This window comes from uncultured Arcanobacterium sp. (assembly GCF_947253055.1).
In the GTDB taxonomy this organism is placed as follows: domain Bacteria; phylum Actinomycetota; class Actinomycetes; order Actinomycetales; family Actinomycetaceae; genus Arcanobacterium_A.
Window position 1 is genome coordinate 1 of the sequence record NZ_CAMXYE010000017.1, and the last position, 19689, is coordinate 19689.

General features: G+C 49.9%; 16 protein-coding genes. 12 read left to right on the forward strand and 4 right to left on the reverse strand.

The annotated features are described in order from the left end of the window. Window positions 1-146 precede the first annotated feature (146 nt). The 5 genes from Q0X35_RS02070 to Q0X35_RS02090 all read left to right on the forward strand — a co-directional run bounded on the left by Q0X35_RS02070 (window position 147) and on the right by Q0X35_RS02090 (window position 4783). The gene (locus Q0X35_RS02070) at window positions 147-722 is read left to right on the forward strand and encodes a 1-acyl-sn-glycerol-3-phosphate acyltransferase (protein WP_297564865.1); all 576 of its coding nucleotides are present in this window, start codon (window positions 147-149) and stop codon (window positions 720-722) included. Window positions 723-794: 72 nt separating this feature from the next. After that, window positions 795-2189: an alpha/beta fold hydrolase gene (locus Q0X35_RS02075; RefSeq protein WP_297564867.1), complete on the forward strand. Its 1395-nt coding sequence runs from the start codon at window positions 795-797 to the stop codon at window positions 2187-2189. Between the two features lie 147 nt (window positions 2190-2336). Then, complete coding sequence (locus tag Q0X35_RS02080) at window positions 2337-3191, forward strand: aldo/keto reductase (protein WP_297564869.1); 855 nt, start codon at window positions 2337-2339, stop codon at window positions 3189-3191. A 58-nt stretch (window positions 3192-3249) separates the two neighbouring features. Next, window positions 3250-4062, forward strand: coding sequence for a bifunctional hydroxymethylpyrimidine kinase/phosphomethylpyrimidine kinase (thiD, locus tag Q0X35_RS02085; RefSeq protein ID WP_297564871.1), 813 nt, complete (start codon window positions 3250-3252; stop codon window positions 4060-4062). A gap of 13 nt (window positions 4063-4075) precedes the next feature. Then, window positions 4076-4783, forward strand: a complete 708-nt coding sequence (locus Q0X35_RS02090) for an HD domain-containing protein (RefSeq protein WP_297564873.1) — start codon at window positions 4076-4078, stop codon at window positions 4781-4783. A 137-nt stretch (window positions 4784-4920) separates the two neighbouring features. On the opposite strand, the gene dnaB is transcribed toward Q0X35_RS02090, so the two are convergent. After that, a complete protein-coding gene (gene dnaB / locus Q0X35_RS02095; RefSeq protein ID WP_297564874.1) occupies window positions 4921-6270 on the reverse strand; it encodes a replicative DNA helicase in 1350 nt (449 codons plus the stop codon). 445 nt (window positions 6271-6715) lie between these two features. On the opposite strand from dnaB, the gene Q0X35_RS02100 reads away from it, so the two are divergent. Both Q0X35_RS02100 and Q0X35_RS02105 read left to right on the forward strand, forming a co-directional pair. Then, a complete protein-coding gene (locus tag Q0X35_RS02100; RefSeq protein ID WP_297564876.1) occupies window positions 6716-8122 on the forward strand; it encodes an MATE family efflux transporter in 1407 nt (468 codons plus the stop codon). A 135-nt stretch (window positions 8123-8257) separates the two neighbouring features. Further along, window positions 8258-10003, forward strand: coding sequence for an FAD-dependent oxidoreductase (locus Q0X35_RS02105; RefSeq protein WP_297564877.1), 1746 nt, complete (start codon window positions 8258-8260; stop codon window positions 10001-10003). Between the two features lie 152 nt (window positions 10004-10155). On the opposite strand, the gene Q0X35_RS02110 is transcribed toward Q0X35_RS02105, so the two are convergent. Beyond that, window positions 10156-11358 (reverse strand): glycosyltransferase, encoded by a 1203-nt coding sequence (locus tag Q0X35_RS02110; RefSeq protein ID WP_297564879.1) that lies wholly within the window; start codon window positions 11356-11358, stop codon window positions 10156-10158. A gap of 55 nt (window positions 11359-11413) precedes the next feature. Between Q0X35_RS02110 and Q0X35_RS02115 the strand changes: the two genes are divergently transcribed. Genes Q0X35_RS02115 through Q0X35_RS02125 form a run of 3 tightly spaced genes read left to right on the forward strand, consistent with a single transcriptional unit; the run spans window position 11414 to window position 13708 of the window. Continuing rightward, window positions 11414-12646, forward strand: coding sequence for a DegT/DnrJ/EryC1/StrS family aminotransferase (locus tag Q0X35_RS02115; RefSeq protein ID WP_297564880.1), 1233 nt, complete (start codon window positions 11414-11416; stop codon window positions 12644-12646). Further along, window positions 12643-13494 (forward strand): peptidoglycan bridge formation glycyltransferase FemA/FemB family protein, encoded by an 852-nt coding sequence (locus Q0X35_RS02120; RefSeq protein ID WP_297564882.1) that lies wholly within the window; start codon window positions 12643-12645, stop codon window positions 13492-13494. Before Q0X35_RS02115 ends, Q0X35_RS02120 begins: the two co-directional genes overlap by 4 nt. Next, the gene (locus Q0X35_RS02125) at window positions 13388-13708 is read left to right on the forward strand and encodes a peptidoglycan bridge formation glycyltransferase FemA/FemB family protein (protein WP_297564884.1); all 321 of its coding nucleotides are present in this window, start codon (window positions 13388-13390) and stop codon (window positions 13706-13708) included. Before Q0X35_RS02120 ends, Q0X35_RS02125 begins: the two co-directional genes overlap by 107 nt. Window positions 13709-13814: 106 nt before the next feature. On the opposite strand, the gene Q0X35_RS02130 is transcribed toward Q0X35_RS02125, so the two are convergent. Beyond that, entirely contained in the window at window positions 13815-14999 is a 1185-nt protein-coding gene (locus tag Q0X35_RS02130; RefSeq protein WP_297564886.1) for a pyridoxal phosphate-dependent aminotransferase, read from the reverse strand. Window positions 15000-15139: 140 nt separating this feature from the next. Next, the gene (locus Q0X35_RS02135) at window positions 15140-16864 is read right to left on the reverse strand and encodes a glycerol-3-phosphate dehydrogenase/oxidase (protein ID WP_297564888.1); all 1725 of its coding nucleotides are present in this window, start codon (window positions 16862-16864) and stop codon (window positions 15140-15142) included. Between the two features lie 120 nt (window positions 16865-16984). Here Q0X35_RS02135 and Q0X35_RS02140 point away from each other — a divergent pair, with 120 nt between their 5' ends. Together Q0X35_RS02140 and glpK are read left to right on the forward strand one after the other, a co-directional pair. Beyond that, on the forward strand, window positions 16985-17992 hold the full coding sequence (locus Q0X35_RS02140; protein ID WP_297564889.1) for a sugar-binding transcriptional regulator: 1008 nt from the start codon (window positions 16985-16987) through the stop codon (window positions 17990-17992). 165 nt (window positions 17993-18157) lie between these two features. Continuing rightward, window positions 18158-19689 (forward strand): glycerol kinase GlpK (gene glpK, locus Q0X35_RS02145; protein ID WP_297564891.1); only part of this gene is annotated, 1532 nt, incomplete at its 3' end.

Below are 19689 nucleotides of genomic sequence, written 5' to 3' on the forward strand. Positions count from 1 at the left end.
CTACACCCATAAGGTTTCGTCGGCAGCGTCAGATGTGTATAAGAGACAGCAAAAGTACTAAACTCAAAAACGGAATTAAGTGGCTGACACTCTCGCCAGCCACTCTGGAACCGCCGGCAAAAGTAGCGGCGAAAGTAGGGAGAAAAATGGCTTGGAAACCCTTACTCGCAGGAATAGTGCAAAAATTAGTGCCCTATAAGCTGGTAACTACCCCGTTACCAAAAAAGGCAGTACTCATAGGCGCTCCACACACCTCTTATTTTGACGGGTTACTCATGGTAATCGGCCTCTTTGCTGCGAATCGTAAATTCCGCTTTTTAGTGAAAGATTCTGCGGTAAATTCACCTTTCGGGCCGCTGATTCGCGCCTTGGGAGGAATCGCCGTCGACCGTTCTTCTCCGCACGGAGTAGTGAAGCAGATTACCGATATGTTTGCGGAAAATGATGAGTTTATCTTGGTGCTCGCCCCGAAAGGTACGCGCGCGCCGAAGCCGTATTGGCGATCGGGCTTCTACCATATTGCCCGGGGAGCGAAAGTGCCGGTAGTTCTAGGTTTTATCGATGCGCAGTATCGCAAGTGCTACGGCTGGGAAGAATCGATGGAGCTGAGTGGTGATATACGTAAAGACATGGATTACATTCGTTCTTTCTATGAAGAAACCAGCGGTATTAACCCGGAGCGTTTTTCACTTCCGCGCCTCAAAGGAGAAGAAGAACTCTAGAGAAGCATAGCTCTAAAAAAGCAGAAATCTGGAGAATAAAGGCGGAAAAACGAATATAACGAGTGAGCAAATATGCCGAGTAATTTAGAGTGCTTAGAATATAAGATACCTGGTCATACTACTTTTGAGTATCGTTTAGAAGTACCGCTAGATTACGGAGGGCTGCTCTCGATATTTTCTCTCAGTGAAACTGAGCTGGCGGCGCTGCCGAAAAAAATTACTATTTTTGCGCGCGAAATAGTGCGCAATGGGCAAGAAAAGGCTCCTCGCTTGCTGTATTTGGAGGGTGGCCCCGGGCGAGCGGCCCCGCGCCCCGAACCTTTAACTGGCTGGCTAGATATGCTGCTCAACCAATATCGAGTGGTATTACTAGATGAACGCGGTACGGGGGCTTCCCACCCACTTTCGGCGCCGATAATTACTAGCGTAGGTTCTCCGCGCCTACAAGCAGCTTATGTATCTTGTTTCCGGCAAGATTCTATTGTGCAAGATGCGGAATCTTTGCGGCGCGCACTGCAGGGCGATGAACCGTGGCTGGCTCTCGGGCAATCTTTCGGCTCGTTTTGCCTCACTCGCTATCTCGCGGCAGCTCCAGAAGGTTTACGCGGAGCTATTATGCTGGCGGGATTGCCGGCTCTGCAGGCAGAACTTTCTGATATCCATCGCCACACCTGGGCCCTTACCGAAGAGAGAAATCACCGCTTTTTCTCCCGTTATCCACAAGATGCAAAAATCTGCCAGGAAATAGCTGCACATCTGGCAGAAATCCCTGAGTATCTTCCCACTGGTGAGCGGCTCACTCCCCGGCGTTTCCGTATGTTAGGAAATTCGCTCGGGTGGAGCTACGGCTTAGAAAGAGTACATCACCGCTTGGAATCGCCGTTCCAAAAAATATCCGGCAGGAAGCGGCTCAGCCCCCGCTTTTTACAACAAATAGGAGCACGGCTGGCCGGAGGTAAAGAACCGCTGTATTGGGTGTTACGGGAATTCATCTACGCCCGCCCCGGCCGCGCCACCAATTGGGCGGCCGAGAAAGTACGCGCAGAGTTTCCGCAATTTCAACTGGCAGATATAGCTGCCGGAGCGGCCGGCGAACGCGAATTAGCTGCGAGTTTAGCTTCCTATACTGGAAATTTTCGTTTCTCCGGTGATCACTCTTTTTCTTGGCAGGGAGAGGAAGATCCCGCTTTACGCCCGCTGGCGCCGATGATGAAGGAACTCACAAGTTGCCCGAATTTTCCCCAACTCTATGACCCAGCGGTACTAGCCGAAAACAAAGTACCGGCTCTCAGCTGGCTTTATGGTGACGATATGTATGTGCCCTTCGATTTAGCGCGCGAGAGCGCGCAGCTTATTGGGAGATTGCGGGTAATTGAGAGCCCAGATTTTTCCCACGATGCTTTTATAACGCAACCGCAGAATATGATTCCGCGTTTACAACACGAAATAGAGCAGCTCCTTTCCTGAGCCATTCCCTAAGCTATTTTCTGAGCCTTTTCCGGAGCCATTCCCTAAATTATTCTCTAAGCTATTCCTTACACGTCAAAAGGTAATTACGGCAATTTATCCACTTTCTGGCCTCTCATTCTGCTAATTTGAAAAAAATAAGGCAGAATGTTAAGCATGATTTCTATTCCTGCTCTGAAGTTAAATACAGGCGCAAAGATTCCGCAGCTGGGATTCGGCACCTATAAAATCGCACCGGAATCAACTTTCGATATAGTTTCCAGTGCGCTGGAAATTGGCTACCGCCATATAGATACCGCACAGATGTATGGCAATGAAGCAGAAGTAGGGAAGGCAATTAGCGAATCCGGTATTCCACGCTCAGAAATTTTCCTCACCACAAAGCTGAATAACGGCAACCACCGCCCGGAAGATGCGCGGAGGTCTTTTGCAGAATCTTTAGAGAAACTCCAGACCGACTATGTGGATTTATTTCTTATGCATTGGCCACTGCCGAAACTTTATAATGGTGAATACACAAAAGCGTATGCCGTGATGGAAGAATTTTTTGCCGATAAGCGGGCGCGCGCTATCGGCGTTTCTAATTTTGAACCGCATCATCTACGCGAAATACTGCTAGATAATTCCGTGGTACCGACCGTAAATCAAATTGAATTGCATCCGTACTTAAGTAATCAGAAGAACGCCGAATTTTCTGCCCATAAAGGAATTACGGTGACGGCATGGTCTCCTTTGGGGCGCGGGGCAGTGTTGCAAGATCCCGTAATTGAAAAAATTGCAAACGCACTGCAGATTACTCCGGCACAGGTAGTTTTAGCTTGGCATTTAGCCCGCGGATACGTGGCAATTCCCAAGGCGAGCACCCCCGAGCGGCAAGCAGAAAATTTCCAATCCGCAAATATCGTACTTTCTACCGCTGATATTGCGGCGATTAACGCTTTGGATAAAGGAGAGGCAGGCCGGCAAGGCAGCCACCCCGACACTATGAATAAAATTTTGTAAACACTTAAAGAAGCAGAGAGTAAAATAATTTTTACTTCCCAAATAGTTAGGAAAAAATATGGTTTCTTTTGCGTATACGATTGCCGGATCGGAAGCTACCGGCGGAGCCGGTTTTCAGGTAGATTTAAAGACTTTCCACCAGCTGGGAGTATACGGTATGGGTACTCTCACCTGTATCGTTTCTTTTGATCCAAAGAATAACTGGGGGCATCGGCTAGTACAGATTCCTCCGCAGGTGATTAAAGATCAGATTGAAGCAGCTACTGCCGCTCACGATTTAGATACCGTGAAGATTGGCATGTTGGGCCATCCAGATACGATTGAGGCCGTGGCCGCCGGCTTAGCTGGGCAAGAATGGAAAAATATCGTACTCGATCCGGTGTTGATTTGTAAGGGGCAAGAGCCAGGAGCAGCTTTAGATACGGATAATTTGCTACGGGAAAAGATTCTATCGCAAGCCACGGTCGCCACCCCCAATTACTTTGAGGCTTGCACTCTCGCCGGAATGGAAGCGCTAAATACTATTGATGACCTCAAGGAAGCAGCGCAGCGAATTTCCGATCTTGGGCCGCGCTGTGTGATAGTTAAAGGCGGTACTGAGTTCCCCGGTGATCACGCGATTGACGTACTGTGGGACGGCGAAGAAGCCCATATCTATAGCACTCCCCAGATCGGCAAAGAGCGCGTATCGGGAGCCGGCTGCACCCTAGCTGCAGCTATTACCGCAGAGCTAGCTAAAGGCGCCGATATCCACGAGGCAGTGCGCATTGCGAAAGATATGGTGCAAGTAGGAATAGTAAACCGCGTAGGTGGAAATACTCCTTTTGATACAGTCTGGCAGGGCGCCTACCGCATGCAGGAAAACGCTTAAAACTAGGCTAAATATGCAGCAATTTGGAAAGTATGGGAGCTTTGCGAATTTCCGTTCCGCAATGGATACGGCGCTAAGCTCCCATCTTGCTGCCACTCCGAAGTCTGCAGCAACGCAGAAATACCGAATAGAGCACTGCCGGCGCGTGGCGAAAATTGGCCGGCGGCTGGCGGACGCAGAAAATATGGGGGCGGCAGAAGCTGCTTGGCTAGAAATTGGCTGTTTACTGCACGATATCGGAAAATGGGATGCCCAGATTCCGGTAGATCACGGGCGTGCTGGAGCTTTGGTGGTGAAAGATTTACTGGAAAAAGCCCAGATTACTGCGGAAGAATATCCGCTGGCAGCTCAAGTAGTGCAAGGCATCGCTATGCACGTAGACGGCCAGTGGAATCCGCGCGCAGATGAAGGAAGCGATACAAATAAAGCCGGCCAGCCCTATCTATATTTTTCTAATTCTCCTACTCTGCTCGCGCGCGTGATTGGAGAGTGTGATGATATAGATCGCTACTCCGTTTATCGAATTCACGATACTCTGCGTTACGTAGATTTTTTGGCAAAAAGTACTGCTGAGCAGATCAGTTGGATAGAAGAGTATCTAGCCCATTTAGAAAGCATAAGTGCTACACCGCGGCACACTCCGCATACGCAGCAGTGGTGGGAAGAAAATATCGATTTTCAAATCTGCTTTTTCCAAAAGCTGCGCGCGGAAATCTCCTAGGCGAAGATTTCTCTCAACTGAGAATTACGCACCTTTAGCTGTGCTTTTAACCGCGCCTTTAGCTCGCGCCTTTAGCTCGCGCCTTTAGCTCGCGCCTTTAGCGCGCCAATCTCTCCGCCCGCGCCGGCAGATTCACCTCAGTAATTTACAGCTACTCCCATATTAGAGAAACGTGCCCGCTCCCCTTGGAACATTAACTCTACTGAGCCGGTAGGTCCGGAACGATTCTTCCCCACTATTATTTCCGAAGGCGGCGGATTCATCGGATCACTATTATCGGCTCGATGAATTAGCAAAATTACGTCGGCATCTTGCTCCAGAGATCCAGATTCACGTAAATCTGAAACCTGGGGGCGCTTATCTTGGCGCGCCTCCGGATTTCTATTTAACTGCGCCACCGCAATAATGGGAATCTCCAGCTCTTTTGCCAGCAATTTAATAGAACGAGAAAAATCTGATACTTCTTGCTGGCGTGATTCAACGCTTCTACCTCCGGAAGTAAGTAGCTGCAAGTAATCAATTACCAACATTTGGATATTGTTTTGCTGGCGCAGCCGGCGCGCTTTTGCCCGAATCTCCATCATCGTCAAATTAGGAGAATCATCTACATATAAAGGCGCTTCCCCCATACGCTGCACCGCTTTACTTATGCGCTGCCAATCTGGAGTATCTAATTTTCCTTTTATGAGTTTCGTAAGATGCACATCTGATTCTGCGGAAAGCGCGCGCATCACTAATTCGCTACGGTTCATTTCCAAAGAGAAAAACGCCACCGGTATATGTAAATCAATAGCGGTGTGCCGGCATAGATCCATAGCTAGAGTAGATTTCCCCATACCAGGGCGGGCGGCAATAATGACCATCTGCCCGGGGCGCAGCCCCGATAATTTCTCATCTAAATCCGTGAATCCGGTAGCCAGACCGGCAAGCTTACCATCGCGAGCTGTATTAGCTTCTATTTCTTCTATTACTTCCGGCAAAATTTCTTTCACGCCAGCGTAGTCATTAGTTATGTGCTCAGCAGTCACATTAAACATTTCTGCCTGCGCCGTATCGATTATTTTATCTACGTCTTCTCCGGCATCGCTATAGCCGAGCTGTACGATTCGGGTACCAGCTTCTACTAAGGCACGTAACTTAGCTCTGTCACGAACAATTCGCCCATAATATGCAGCATTGGCAGCCGTCGGCACGGAAGATACCAAAGTATGGAGATAGGCATCTCCTCCTACCTGCTCTAATTGGCCAAGATTTTTTAATGCAGCTGCCACGGTAATCGGATCAGCAGGTTCACCTCGTGAAAAAAGATCCAGAATTACTTCAAATATGCGCCCGTGCTGCGGCCGATAAAAATCTTCGGTGTGGAGTATCTCCAGCACATCTCCAATGGCATCTTTGCTGAGCATCATGCCACCGAGCACGGAAATTTCGGCTTCTAAGTTTTGCGGCGGCATGCGCTCAAAAGTACTGCTCGGAATTTGCGCCATTCTCTGCTCCTTGCTGCGGCGACTCTCCCGGCGGTGCGCCTGCCAAAACCTACTTAAGTATATTTCTACTTTGCCGAAGTATCCATAAAAGTCAAATCTACAAAAATCTTTTTTGTGGATACTTTAAATATTTTTGTGGATACACGCGGAGATTACCGTGGATAAAAACGGGAAAACTCCCTAAAATTGTTCACATTTTTCAAAAAGTTATCCACGACAGTGGACAATTTCTAGATATGCCCCGTAAATGGCGCAATAAATAACCACAATTGTGGAAATGCCTGTGTAAAGTTTCAACTTAAAAACTCTCTTTAATTTTTTGAAAACTTAAAGTAACTAATTCCACCGTGTCGAGATAAATTTTGCTTAACCAAGTATCTTTAGTACGGAGAAATAAAATTCGCCCTCCCTATTTCGCTCTGAAAACAGCGATGAAAGCCGAGAAATGGAAAAAGTAACTAAGCGGCTCGCCGCCCTCGCTCTCCCCTCCTTAGGTGCACTTCTCATGGAGCCACTTTTGGTAGCGGTAGATTCCACGATGGTGGGGCGTCTAGGCACAACTCCGCTAGCTGGACTTTCTCTCGCTGCCACCGTGCTCACCACAATCGTCGGAATATGTATATTCCTTTCCTACGCCACCACTGCCGCTACCGCCCGCTTTGTGGGCGCGCAACAATTCGAAAAGGCTTTGCGGCAAGGCTTAGATGGAATGTGGTTAGGGGCTGGATTAGGCATAATTCTAGGGCTGCTTTTTTATATATTTGCTACTCCACTACTGCAGCTTTTCGGCCCCGAAGCAGCCGTATTGGCAGAAGCAGTAAGCTATGCCCGTGCCTCCGCTTTCGGCTTGCCTGGAATGCTTCTAGTACTAGCTGCCACCGGTACGCTGCGCGGTTTCGCCGACACCAAAACTCCACTCTTAGCTACCGTATGTGGGGGCCTAATAAATATCCCCCTCAATATCACCCTTATCTACGGAGCTGGCCTCGGAGTAGCGGGAGCCGGCTTCGGCACAGCAATCTCTCAAAATCTTATGGGCGCTTTTCTAAGTTGGCGCATTGCCCGCCGAGCCCCAAACTATGGAGTATCTTTACTTCCTTCCGGCGCAGGAGTACTAAAATCTCTCCACTCGGCTCTGCCGTTAATCATCCGCACTCTTTCCCTACGAGCCGCAATTTTGCTGCAGATTGCCGCCGCTGCCGCACTCGGCACTATTCCACTTGCCTGCAACCAGATAGTTATGACGATGTGGAATTTTGCCTCTTATGGTTTAGATTCTTTAGCTACGGCCGCACAAATTCTCGTCGGGCAGAGTCTAGGTTCGCACAATCCACCCCGGGTACATCTTCTTTTACGCAAGTGCCTGCACATAAGTGGGCGAGTAGGGGTGGGACTTTTAGTGGTATTCGCCGGTATTTCCTATCTTATACCGCGCCTCATGAGCACCGATCCAGCCGTCCACCAGCTCTCTACCCATACTCTTCTCATTACGGCAGCCGCCCTCCCCCTCGCTGCTTTCTCCTACGTACTCGACGGAATCCTAATTGGCGCCGGTGATAGCGGAAAACTAGCTAAGTACATGGTATTCGCTCTCCTCACTTTCGCCCCTATCGCCCTCTTTTTCTGCACTAGCGGTTCCAGCTGGGGAAATAAGGGAATGTACGGATTGTGGGTGGGATATGCCTTCGTCTTCATGGCCGCGCGCGCCGTTCCTATGCTTATACGCGTACAAAAAGATGCTTGGATGCATCTGGCGGAAACACCAGAAACACCAGAAACCATGCAAACGCCACCAAAAACAGAAGCGCCGCAGAAACCGAAAATGCCGCATAAATCGAACAAAACTGATTAGTAATTTAAAATCGCTACGTTCAGTAGGGACTTTTTTCTTATTTTCCCTTAAAAAAGATAATGTGATTTAGATATCTGATACTCAGATTTACAGTTTTCCTAGCGCGTACGGAAATTACCCGCTAGCATAATACACATGAATGCTTTTAGTGCACCAAGCAAAGATGCTTATGACGTTATCGTAGTTGGCTCCGGCGCTGCCGGACTCACTTCCGCTCTAACCGCCGCACGTAGAGGTTTGAGCGTACTTCTTATAGAAAAGGATTCTCACTGGGGAGGATCTACTTCTAAATCAGCCGGTATGGTGTGGGTACCGGGAAATAACCAATTAGCTCAGGTAGGCAAGACGGATAATAAAGCTCTGGGCCGGGAATACATGAAAGCCACCGTCGGCGATTGTACTCCAGATGAAATAATCGACACCTTCCTCAATGAGGGGCCGAAGGCGATGGATTTCATCACTGCTTCCTGCAAGCACCTCATGTGGCGCAATATGGAAGGATATCCAGATTATTGGCTCGACGCTCCGGGAGCTGCCAAGACTGGCCGCGGCGTAGAAGCTGGCGCTTTTGATGTGCGCCTCCTCGGCGAGTGGGAAGATACCCACGTCAAAGCCTACTTCCGCCCCATTATCCACATGGATATGAACTCTTTTGATTCTGCTGATTTACTGCTGGCGACGACTAATCCGAAGCCACTTTGGCGCGGAGTGAAGCTCACCGTGCGCAATATAATCCAGAAGCTGCAGGGTAAGAAGATAATCACCATGGGAGCTGCCCTTACTGGCGCGCTTATGCACGCAGTACTGGAAGCCGGTGTGGAAGTAAAGCTCTCCACTAAGTTGGTGGATCTTACCAAGCAAGGCCAGCGCATTACCGGCGTGGTAATTGAGCAAAAAGGAAAGCAGATTCCAGTAGCTGCTAACCATGGAGTAATCCTCGGCTGCGGTGGCTTCGAGCGCAATACAGAAATGCGGCAGAAGTATCAGCGGCATCCGATTAACGGCACTTGGACGGTAGGCGCCGAAGGTAATACGGGCGACGGCATCCGCATTGGCGAAAAGTATGGAGCCAAGTTGGAGAATATGGCAGACGCTATTTGGGCCCCCGTAATTAAACTGCCGAAAGTAGATATCCCCGCTTTCGTGGAGATTGACGACGAAGAGCGCTTCATTGTGCCCGATCGTTCTCTACCCCATACCTTGATTGTGAATAGCAAGGGTAAGCGCTTTATGAACGAAGCACTTCCTTACTGCGCAGCTGGGCAGGGTCTCTACGGCGGCAAGTACGGCAAGGGCGAAGGAGATGCCGAGAATATGCCGGCCTATCTCATCTTCGATCAGCAGTTCCGCAATAAGTATCTATTTGCTTATGGCTATCTGCCGATTATCGATTTGCCGAAGAAGTTCTACGAATCCGGCGCCATAATTCGCCGGGATACTATCGAAGAGCTGGCTGCCGCAATTGACGTACCAGTCGATCAGCTAAAAGCCACTCTCGAACGTTTCAACGGATTTGCCCGCACCGGAGTTGATGAAGATTTCCACCGCGGCGAAAACGAGCACGATACCTTCTACGGCAACCGCTATCACAAGCCGAATCCGTCCCTGGGCGAAGTAAAGAAGGGTCCCTTCTACGCCACTAAGGTATATCCGGGAGATATCGGCACGGCCGGCGGCTTGACTATCGACAGCAAGGCGCGTGTGATTCGGGAAGACGGCACCCCCATCGAAGGGCTCTATGCAGCTGGCAACACTGCTAAGTCTATTGTGGGCCATACCTACACGGCGGGCGGTACCTCTATTGGAGCAGCTATCGTATTCGGATATGTAGCAGCTTCGGATATCGCTGATCAGCTTCCGAATAAGGTGGTATCCCACTAACAGGAAATAGCTGAGAAGCTCTAGTTAAACGCCGGCGCGGGAGAGAAATTTTCTCTCCCGCGCCTTTATTTTCAGTCTTTATTTTTCGCTTTTATCGCTCGGGCCAGCATTTTGCGGATTTTCTAGCCGCATTTCGGATCCTACATCCCGCTTTATTTAATAAAATTCCGCTGCTGATAATCTGCTAAAGCCGCCCTATAGTACTGCTCGCTTGCAGCGATGAACGTGGCTTCACTAAAACGCTGCCGCGCTTGAGTGCGCACCGCCTCCGGATTATATTTCTGATGGCGATCTTTCGCCATCTCATACATCGCTTCAGCTAGTTCATCTTCGCCGTCAATCGGCACTCGAATTCCCGCACTTTCGCTTATCATATATTCTCCACCGAAAGTGCGCGTACCTATACAAGGCAGCCCCGCCATCTGGGCTTCTGCAAATACGATTCCCGCCGCTTCTTCACAGCTCGCCAGCACAAAGCAGTGTGTATGCGCCAATAATTGCGCTACTTGTGGCCGCGGCAAAACTCCTTGTAAATCTACTACTTCTTCTAAACCTAACTCGCGGCGCAGCTCCGTCACTTCCTCCATAGCTTTTCCGGCGCCGCCCGCCATCACCATACGCGTATTTGGTAAACGCACATGCATTTTTGCAAAAGCACGTAGCGTCATTTTTTCGCGTTTACGCTCATCCCAGTAGGAAACATGTGAAAACACAAAGGGTTCTTCTGCCCCTAGCTGTGGAAGCGGTGTATTCGAATCTGAATCGAGCACCGGCAGGGTGAGCACCTGCCAAGGTGCGCCATAGAAATCGCTGAGTGCCGCAGCAAAAGCAGTAGATACCGCCGCTCTCCCATTGGCTTGCTGCACTGCTTTGCGTAAAGAACGAGTGCGTGGCAGCCACGGGGTACGCGTCAGAGAAGAAGTGCGATGCTCCGTAACTACGTAAGGAATCTTCCACAAGCGGGAGGCCGCGGCCGCTACGTAGATAGCGCGAAATACCGAATGTGCCTGAATCACATCTGGCACCCCATAGAGCTCGGCATATTTCTTTAAGAGCGGCTGGGCGGCTTTCTTAGCTAACCAAGCGTCTCCGGGCAATCCCCAACCAATTTCCCGGGGAAGAAATCCGCGCAGCACGGGGGTATCCTCTTCTAAAGAAATCTCCAATTCTCGCGAATAAGAAAGAAGCCGGCTATCTGATTGAAGAGCCAATACTTCTACTTGCAGACCGGCTCTTTTCAACATCTGCGCTTGCTCACGGAAAAAAGTGCCGTTGTGCGGCGCTTTGGCATCGGGATACCAAGAAGGAATTATTAATACGTGTTTGATCTCTTTTTCTTTTCTGGGCATCTCCATGCAGTAAGTGTATTACGCCAGAGCAGATAGCAAAAATTTTCCCTATAGTAGGTATATGGCATATTTAGACACTGAAAATTCGCCCTCTATACGCGGCATAGATGCGGCAAATAATATACGCCATTTTTTAGCTCAACATACAGCTACCGATGCAGCTGATTGGTGGTTGCTGCTGCGGGCGCGGCACGGCTTGCAGCTAGTGTGTGCAGCCATAAACGAAGAAAAGTCTGCGCGCCACATTGTGACGCAGGCTTTTACTTGCCTCACTGCCGTGAACCCCATTTTGGCGGCAGGAATGCATCCTATCTACGCCGATATTTCTGCCGAAACTCTGGCAATTGATAGTGAGAAATTACAGATTCCACCCCATACCGGAGCGGTGATACTGCAAAATACTTTCGGAATCGTAGCCAACTTTGCCGCCCAAGAGATTGCAGAAAAAGCGCATCAAGCAGGTGCCTTACTTATCGAAGATAGCGCCCATTGCCTGGGAAGAATGGCGCGGAATGCCGCCGGAGCTCCCGTAGCTGATATTTCTATTCACTCTTTTGGAGCTGAAAAAATGCTGCCCACTAAATTCGGAGCGGCAATCTGGCTCAATCCCCACACTCTCGAGCAAAAACTGCGCCAAAAACTGCAGAAAAGTTTAGAGAATCTAGCTCTCCCAGGGCCTAGCTTGCGAACCGCCCTGCGTCTATATAAAACCCAAGACAAAATACTTTCCCATTTGCCGGCGCGACTTTCGGCAAAAACTCGCCATTTATTTGAAAGCACGCCCCTGTTTTATCCCCCGATTACTAGCCAAGAGAGAAATGGGGAATCCGCGGCTATCTACGCTTTAGATTCTTGGGCGGGGCGCAAAGCGGCAACGGCTCTGCAAAATTTGCCTGCTATTGAAACCCAGCTCGCGACTACCGCCGATATCTATCGGCGGGAGCTAGGAAATCAAGCGGGTCTAAAGATCCCAGCTACAATAGAATCGGGAATGCCGCTTTTACGCTTCCCCATGCTAATGCAAAGTACTGCTGCGGGAGTGACACTAGATCCAGAAGAGCTATTTACCTATTTACAGAGGCAGGGATTCTATCCGGGAAGATGGTATCGCCCTCTTCTTTTCCCGGGCACGCCTACCGCCGAACGCTATGATTTGCCGGCTCAGTATCCGAAAATTCCTACTACCCGCCGTATCGCTGCGTCGATTATTAATTTGCGTACTCAAGAAAATCCGGCGCATGCGCTACAATTGGCAATAGCAGTAAAAGATTGGATGGATAAGAAAAATATATGAGTCTCTCCGCCGACACAACTATCTCTTCCTCTATCACTCCTATCACCGAGGAAGAATATGCCCGCCACGTAGCAGAGGGCTATAATTACGCTTTTGAAGCTACACCTTACTGGGATAGCATCGATGCGCTGGCACCCGGGCGAGAACTTTTTCAAAATACCGCTCTGAAATGGCAGAAAGCAGAATACACAGCCGTTTTTAAGTTAAAAAGTTACCGAATTAAACGGTTGAATTTTTTGTGGAGTCGCGGCGCCCCTATCTGGAATCGTCTCCCCGGAAAAGCTATAGAAGCAGAGTTTAGTGCCGACCTGAAAAACTACGTGCAGCAGCGAGATAAAAGTATAGATTTTTTACGGCTGAGCTCGTTCACTGATTTCGGAGTATCCGATTGCCAGCAAATTTCTTATGACACCACTGTGCAGATAGATTTGCGCGGAGATGCAGATGATATTAAAAAACGCATGAAGAAGCGGGGGCGGCGCGATATCAATAAAGCGCTGCGCGAATGCCCGGGTGAATGCCAAGACGAGACCTTTATCAGCGCCGAGAGCTACCGAGAGCTCATGGCAATTATGGAGGAAACCGGGAAAAGAGATACTTTTGCTATTAAAAAATCCGATTTCTATTTCCGCTTTTTAGATACGTTGCGCTCCGTGCCGGAGGGGGGGGGGAAGTACTTCCGCCGAACTTCCGGTGCGTCTCTTCACCTACCGGGAAGAAGGAAAAGTGCAGGCCTGGGCGATGTTTACCATATATGGCGAGCGCGCCAGCTATTACTTTGCCGCCTCTACCCGCACCGGGCAGCAGCATCTCGCTCCGGATTATTTACTCTGGTATTCCTTGAATGAGCTGGCCGCCAGTGGGGTAACTAGCCTAGATTTGCTGGGAATTGGCTCTGATTTAGCTCCGCATCTGCGTACGCTCAATACTTTCAAAACTAAATTTGCCACCGAAACAGTGGCAGTGCCTCCCTATCGAGAAATTATTTTGCACCCCGGGCGCTATAAACTCTGCAATATGCTCGCAGATTTGAAGCAAAAAATCCGCCCGCTTTCTAGTTGATACTTCGTAAATTAGTATTTTCTGCTTAGTGCTTTTCTTAGTTTTAGTGCTTTGCTGAGTTTATTACTTTTCCTAGTTTTAGTGCTTTTGCCAGGTTTAGTGCCTTTTAGCTAAGTAAATCGTCGATTATTGCTACCACTTGCTGTAGATTGTCGGTAAAGACCTCCGGATCTGGCAACAGGGATATATTCAAAAATCCGGGGGTGGGTAGGTCGAAGAAATATCCCGGCTGCGCGGTGAGCTCGGCGCGGCGAATAAGCTCCTGCACTAGCTCTGCTTCGTCTAAATAGGAGGGAAAACGGAAAAGAGCACTCCAGCCCCCTTCCGGCAAATAGATACTCAAAGATTGCTGACGACTAGAAGTAACTAGGCGCTGCAAAGTGGCGAGGTTTGTGCGCGTGCGGGCGCGAATCCGCTCTATTTGCGCAGGTATTTCTGCTAAAAGCTCAGGCAGCTGCTCCGTAATCAATGTACTCATCGGTAAATAAGCATCGGCAATTATATCTAGGCGAGCTTGGGCAGCGGCTACTAAATCAGCCGGTCCGCTCACTTCAATCCAAGCCAGCTTAACTTGCGGAGCGCCCAAATTTTTTGAAAACCCATCTAAAGCCAGAGTGAGCACAGACTTTTCTCCCGCAAACCGCTGCACTCCACCTGCCTGCAGATCCGCCTCCGCACCCAGAGAATAGGAAAAGAAAACTTCATCTGCAATAAGTGGCAGATCGTAACGCCGGCAAATTTCTAAAATTTCTGCTCTTTCGCCGCCGTGCAGATAAGAACCAGTAGGATTGTTGGGATTAATTACTGCTAACGCGCGCGGGCGCAGCTCCGGAGAGGCAGCTGCTAGTTGCTGGTGCAACTCCGCCGTATCTATAAACCACTGCCCGGCGAAGTGGAGAAAATAATTCTTTTGCCGCGCTCCCTCCAGTGCCGCTAACTGCTCTATGAGCGGGTAACCAGGGCAGGGAGCAAAAATACTCTCCCCGGGGTCACAAAATAATTTTAGAAGCCAACTATAGGCCTGCGAAGTGGAACTGAGGAGATAAAGATTTTCTGGATTTACTTCTCTACCTTGCTGTGCAGATAAAAATGCGGCAAGCTGCCGGCGCGCCCGGAAAGGACCGCGCGGATCGGCAACGTAAGGGCCAGGCACTCCGGCGGGTGCCAGCGCATGTCGCGTAGGATTAGAATCGCTGATATTTTGCACCTCTATCCCCGCCTCGTGCGCTCTCTTTACCGCTTGCGTCAGAGAATTAATTTCTAACTGGCTAATCCGCTTTGAAAAATGCACAAATCTAATTCTAGATATTTATTAATTAATAGGCAGCCGCTTATAACAAATAGGCAGCTTCTTATAGCAATACAAAAATCCGCGCCGCCCTGGCGGACGGCGCGGACCTTTTCTATACATCCACCCTCTATAAGGGAGGTTTACATGGGCGTCACGTCGCCGTGATGATCGCGAATGCGCTGCGCTTCCGCTTCATCTTCTATTTGTGCAGCAGCAGCTTCCGCTTTGCAACGCGCTTCATAAGCGGCCAGCTCTTGCTGCTTCTTCTCTTTATTCCACTGCAGTAATCCGCCCATAATATCTGCAATGCTCTTGGCAGCTTCTAAACCACGGTCGCGCTTTTCGTAGGTAAGCCGCGTGCGGTGGCAAAGAGTATCTTCCAGATGCAAGGCTCCTTCGTGCGTCACTCCGAAAGCAATTTCAGCCGCCAGGTATTCTTCCGCTCCCGGAATTTCCTTACCCAGCTCCGGATCCTTCTTAATGGATTCCAGAATGAGCTCAATATCCGTGCCGTAGCGATCAAGCAAATCTTCTACATGATCGAGGCTCAGCCCAGATTCCTGCGCTATCTGCTCCCGCCGGTTCCACAGGGCTCGATACCCAGCAGCTCCCCGAAGCGGAGTCTCTTTCGTAAGCGACGGCAGCTGCTTTGCCTGCTTTGCCTGCTTTCCTAGCGCAAAATCTACCGCGTCTTCTGCCATTACTCGATAAGTAGTGAGCTTTCCACCGGCAATTACCACTAATCCGGGCGCAGCTTCGGCTACCGTATGCTCACGCGATACTTTCGTAGAACCGCCGCCCGCTTTCACTCCCGGCTGGAGCAGCGGGCGCAACCCCGCAAAAGTACCAATGATATCGTCTTCCGTAAGCGGATCTTGTAGCACCTGATTAGCGTGCTCAAGCACGTAGCGAATATCAGCTTTATTAGCCACCGGATTACGCAGATCCTCTGTGTACTCCGTATCGGTGGTGCCAATTATCCAATAGCGCTTCCACGGAATAATAAAGAGTACCGATTTTTCTGTGCGCACAAACATACCCGTGCTGCCTTTAATTCTATCTTTCGGCACCACTATATGAATACCTTTCGAAGCTAATACGCGCAGCCCACCTTGGGTACCACCCATCGCTTCGCTTTCTTCCGTCCATACGCCAGTAGCATTAATAATGCTCCGCGTACGCACCTTATATTCTTTTCCAGTTTCCAAATCGCGGAGAGTAGCTCCCACCACTCGGCCGGTGCCATCTTTCTCCATCGCCACTACCTTGGTGCGATTAGCAGCGAACGCACCATACTGTGCCGCGCTGCGCACTAGGTTCAAGGTGAGCCGGGCATCGTCTACTCGCGCATCGTAATAGACCATCGCACCAATCAAAGCATCTTTCCGCAAATCGGGCACAGTTTCCAAAGCGCCTTTGCGAGTGAGGTGACGCTGAATCGGCACCGAACCGCAGTAAGCCATTTGTGCCATCACATCGTAGAGGCCTACTCCCATGGTGGAATACGCACGCTCAATTACGCGGTGCTTAAAAGGCCAGAGGAGCGGCATCTTCTTTACGAGATGTGGAGCTGTGTATTCCAAGAGCAGACCCCGCTCGGCGAGTGCTTCGTGTACGAGCTTGAAATCTAGCTGGTACAGATAGCGCAAACCGCCGTGCACTAACTTAGAAGAGCGGGATGAAGTACCAGAAGCCCAGTCTTGCGCTTCTACTATCCCCACTCGCAACCCGCGCAGAGCTGCGTCATAAACTATTCCAGCGCCAGTGATTCCACCGCCGATTACTAAAATATCCAGCCCTTGCTCATCTGCCATTGCAGTGAGAGATTCTTGCCGACTAGCTGCACTCAGTATTGCTTCGGACATGTGTATTAACTCCCTCGTGTAGTCCTGTCTCTTATAAATATATTGGCATTCGTAAAAAATAGCACTATTATTCATCAATAAGCACAAATGTGCAGAAAGCGAAAATTGGAGTGAAATTTTATGCCGAAAAACGCCGCTAATTCGAGTGAAGAATTCCGCAATATCCATGATGAACGTGATTTACTCGCCTATAAAGCGGCGCTGGCTTACTACGTACAAGACGAAACGATGGAAACTATCCGCACCCGGATGGGAATTTCGCGCTCCACCGTATCGAGGCTTATCTCCTATGCCCGCGCCACTGGCATAGTGCGCATTCAAGTGTGCCCAGTAAATTTGCCGGATTCGCGCCTCGCCGCCGCATTAGAAAAAAGATTCTCGATTCGCGCGCAGGTGGTAAATTGCTCACCGCAGCAGACCCAGAGTCAGGTGCTCGGCAATGTGGCTAAAGTAGCTGCTCAGATGGTGAGTTATTTAGTGAAAGATGCCGACGTAGTGGGAATTGCTTGGGGTAATACCACGAGTGAAATGGCTCAGTACATTCAACACAAAGATTTAGATTCACTCACGCTCGTGCAACTCAACGGCGCCGCCTCGCCTGAAACTTCCGGGCTAAACCACATTGGTAATATCCTCAACGAGATAGCCGAACGCTGGAATGCGCACACCATACATTTTCCGGTACCGGCTTTTTTTGACGACCCAGCGCTGAAAGAAGCAATGTGGAAAGAACGAGCCGTCCGGCGGGTACTGGACTGGCAAGAAAAATGCTCCTTAGCAATATTTAGCGTCGGCTCCTTAAAAGGCGAAATTCCCTCTCGCGTCTACGCAGCCGGATACCTCAGCCCGGAAGAGTTAATGAACTTACAAAAAGACGCAGTGGTGGGAGATGTCTGCACCGTATTACTTCGCGCAGACGGTTCTTGGAAAGATATTGAACTCAATAAACGCGCTACCGGTGCCACCCCGGACGTTTTACGGCAAATTCCCCGGCGTTTCTGCTTGGCCGCCGGGCAAGCGAAAGCCTATCCGCTGCTCGGTGCACTCCGCGCCGGCGTAGTAACCGATTTAGTGTGCGATAACGCCCTCGCTAAAAGAGTCTTAGCACTAGCAGAAGCAAATAAGTAGATTAAATATACTTATTTGGTTTACACTACTTGCAGGATTGTAATATCCCGGTGTTTTCCAGCTCTCCATGGGAGCAGAGATGGGAGATATTCCTGGTAATGCTGCCAGAAATAACTGCGCCGGTTTTTACTATTCGCCCTACCTAAACCTAAAGGATTAAAGATAATGACTACTGCTTTACCTCGCTATGTAATGGCAATTGACCAAGGCACCACTTCTTCCCGAGCAATTATTTTTAACCATGCCGGCCAGATAGTAGGTTCTGGCCAGCGGGAGCACAAACAAATTTTCCCGAAGCCAGGTTGGGTAGAACACGATGCCCTCGAAATTTGGGAAAGTGTGCGCGAATGTGTGGCTCTGGCTCTCCAATCCGCAGAAGTAAATCGCCACCAAATAGCGGCAGTCGGTATCACTAATCAGCGGGAAACGGTAGTAGTTTGGGATAAAAATACGGGCGAGCCGGTATATAACGCAATTGTTTGGCAAGATACTCGCACCGCACAAATTATCCGAGAGCTAGGCGGAAAAGAAGGAAAATCGAAGTATCGAGATATTTGCGGACTCGATCTTTCCACCTACTATTCCGGCCCGGAAATCAAATGGATTCTCGACAATGTGGAGGGAGCGCGCGCCAAAGCCGAGGCGGGCGATCTCTATTTTGGAAATACGGATTCTTGGGTGCTGTGGAACTTAACCGGAGGCGTGAACGGCGGTGTACATAAAACGGATGTGACCAATGCTTCTCGTACCATGCTGATGGATATCCGCACGCTGCAGTGGCGAGAAGATATTTGCGCCGATTTCGGCATTCCTATGCAGATGCTGCCCGAGATTTGCTCCTCGGCCGAAATTTATGGCTATGGCCGGAAAAACGGGCTGCTTATCGATACTCCTATTGCCGGAATTCTCGGCGATCAACAAGCTGCTACTTTCGGGCAAGCCTGTTTCCAAAAAGGGATGGCAAAAAATACCTACGGCACTGGTTGCTTCGCATTGATGAACACCGGCGCAACTCCAGTATTTTCTCAGAACGGTCTCATCACTACCGTGGCTTATAAGATCGGAAAAGAAGCTCCTCGCTACGCTCTGGAGGGCTCTATCGCCGTCGCCGGATCTTTAGTGCAGTGGCTGCGCGATAACCTCGGGCTCATCTCCGATTCGGCGGAAGTAGAAAAACTCGCCCAGAGTGTGGAAGACAACGGCGGAGTCTATTTTGTACCCGCTTTTTCCGGTCTCTTCGCTCCGTATTGGAAAGACGATGCTCGCGGAGCAATAGTCGGGATGACTCGTTACAATACGAAGGCGCATATTGCGCGGGCGGTAGAGGAAGCAACTGCGTTCCAAGCTCGAGAGGTCTTTGACGCGATGATTGCCGATTCGGGAATTGATTTAGCGGAGCTGCGGGTGGATGGCGGCATGACGCGCGATAATTTGTTGATGCAATTCCAAGCCGACCAGCTAGGAGTACCCATTATTCGCCCAGAAGTACTGGAAACTACTGCTCTGGGTGCAGCTTATGCAGCTGGAATCGCGGTGGGCTTCTGGGAAGGCGAAAAAGACGTCGAGGCTAACTGGGCAGAGGGTAAACGCTGGCTGCCGGGCGATAATAAGGAAGAATATAACCGTAATTACCGACTGTGGAAGAAAGCAGTTACCCGCACTTTCGACTGGGTCGATGCGGATGTGGAAAAGGCGCA

What these genes read in the sequence shown, in the direction of transcription:
- Q0X35_RS02070 (WP_297564865.1), top strand. Translation starts at nt 147, where the DNA reads ATGGCTTGGAAACCCTTACTCGCAGGAATAGTGCAAAAATTAGTGCCC.
- Q0X35_RS02075 (WP_297564867.1), top strand. Translation starts at nt 795, where the DNA reads ATGCCGAGTAATTTAGAGTGCTTAGAATATAAGATACCTGGTCATACT.
- Q0X35_RS02080 (WP_297564869.1), top strand. Translation starts at nt 2,337, where the DNA reads ATGTTAAGCATGATTTCTATTCCTGCTCTGAAGTTAAATACAGGCGCA.
- thiD (WP_297564871.1), top strand. Translation starts at nt 3,250, where the DNA reads ATGGTTTCTTTTGCGTATACGATTGCCGGATCGGAAGCTACCGGCGGA.
- Q0X35_RS02090 (WP_297564873.1), top strand. Translation starts at nt 4,076, where the DNA reads ATGCAGCAATTTGGAAAGTATGGGAGCTTTGCGAATTTCCGTTCCGCA.
- dnaB (WP_297564874.1), bottom strand. Translation starts at nt 6,270, where the DNA reads ATGGCGCAAATTCCGAGCAGTACTTTTGAGCGCATGCCGCCGCAAAAC.
- Q0X35_RS02100 (WP_297564876.1), top strand. Translation starts at nt 6,716, where the DNA reads ATGGAAAAAGTAACTAAGCGGCTCGCCGCCCTCGCTCTCCCCTCCTTA.
- Q0X35_RS02105 (WP_297564877.1), top strand. Translation starts at nt 8,258, where the DNA reads ATGAATGCTTTTAGTGCACCAAGCAAAGATGCTTATGACGTTATCGTA.
- Q0X35_RS02110 (WP_297564879.1), bottom strand. Translation starts at nt 11,358, where the DNA reads ATGGAGATGCCCAGAAAAGAAAAAGAGATCAAACACGTATTAATAATT.
- Q0X35_RS02115 (WP_297564880.1), top strand. Translation starts at nt 11,414, where the DNA reads ATGGCATATTTAGACACTGAAAATTCGCCCTCTATACGCGGCATAGAT.
- Q0X35_RS02120 (WP_297564882.1), top strand. Translation starts at nt 12,643, where the DNA reads ATGAGTCTCTCCGCCGACACAACTATCTCTTCCTCTATCACTCCTATC.
- Q0X35_RS02125 (WP_297564884.1), top strand. Translation starts at nt 13,388, where the DNA reads ATGTTTACCATATATGGCGAGCGCGCCAGCTATTACTTTGCCGCCTCT.
- Q0X35_RS02135 (WP_297564888.1), bottom strand. Translation starts at nt 16,864, where the DNA reads ATGTCCGAAGCAATACTGAGTGCAGCTAGTCGGCAAGAATCTCTCACT.
- Q0X35_RS02140 (WP_297564889.1), top strand. Translation starts at nt 16,985, where the DNA reads ATGCCGAAAAACGCCGCTAATTCGAGTGAAGAATTCCGCAATATCCAT.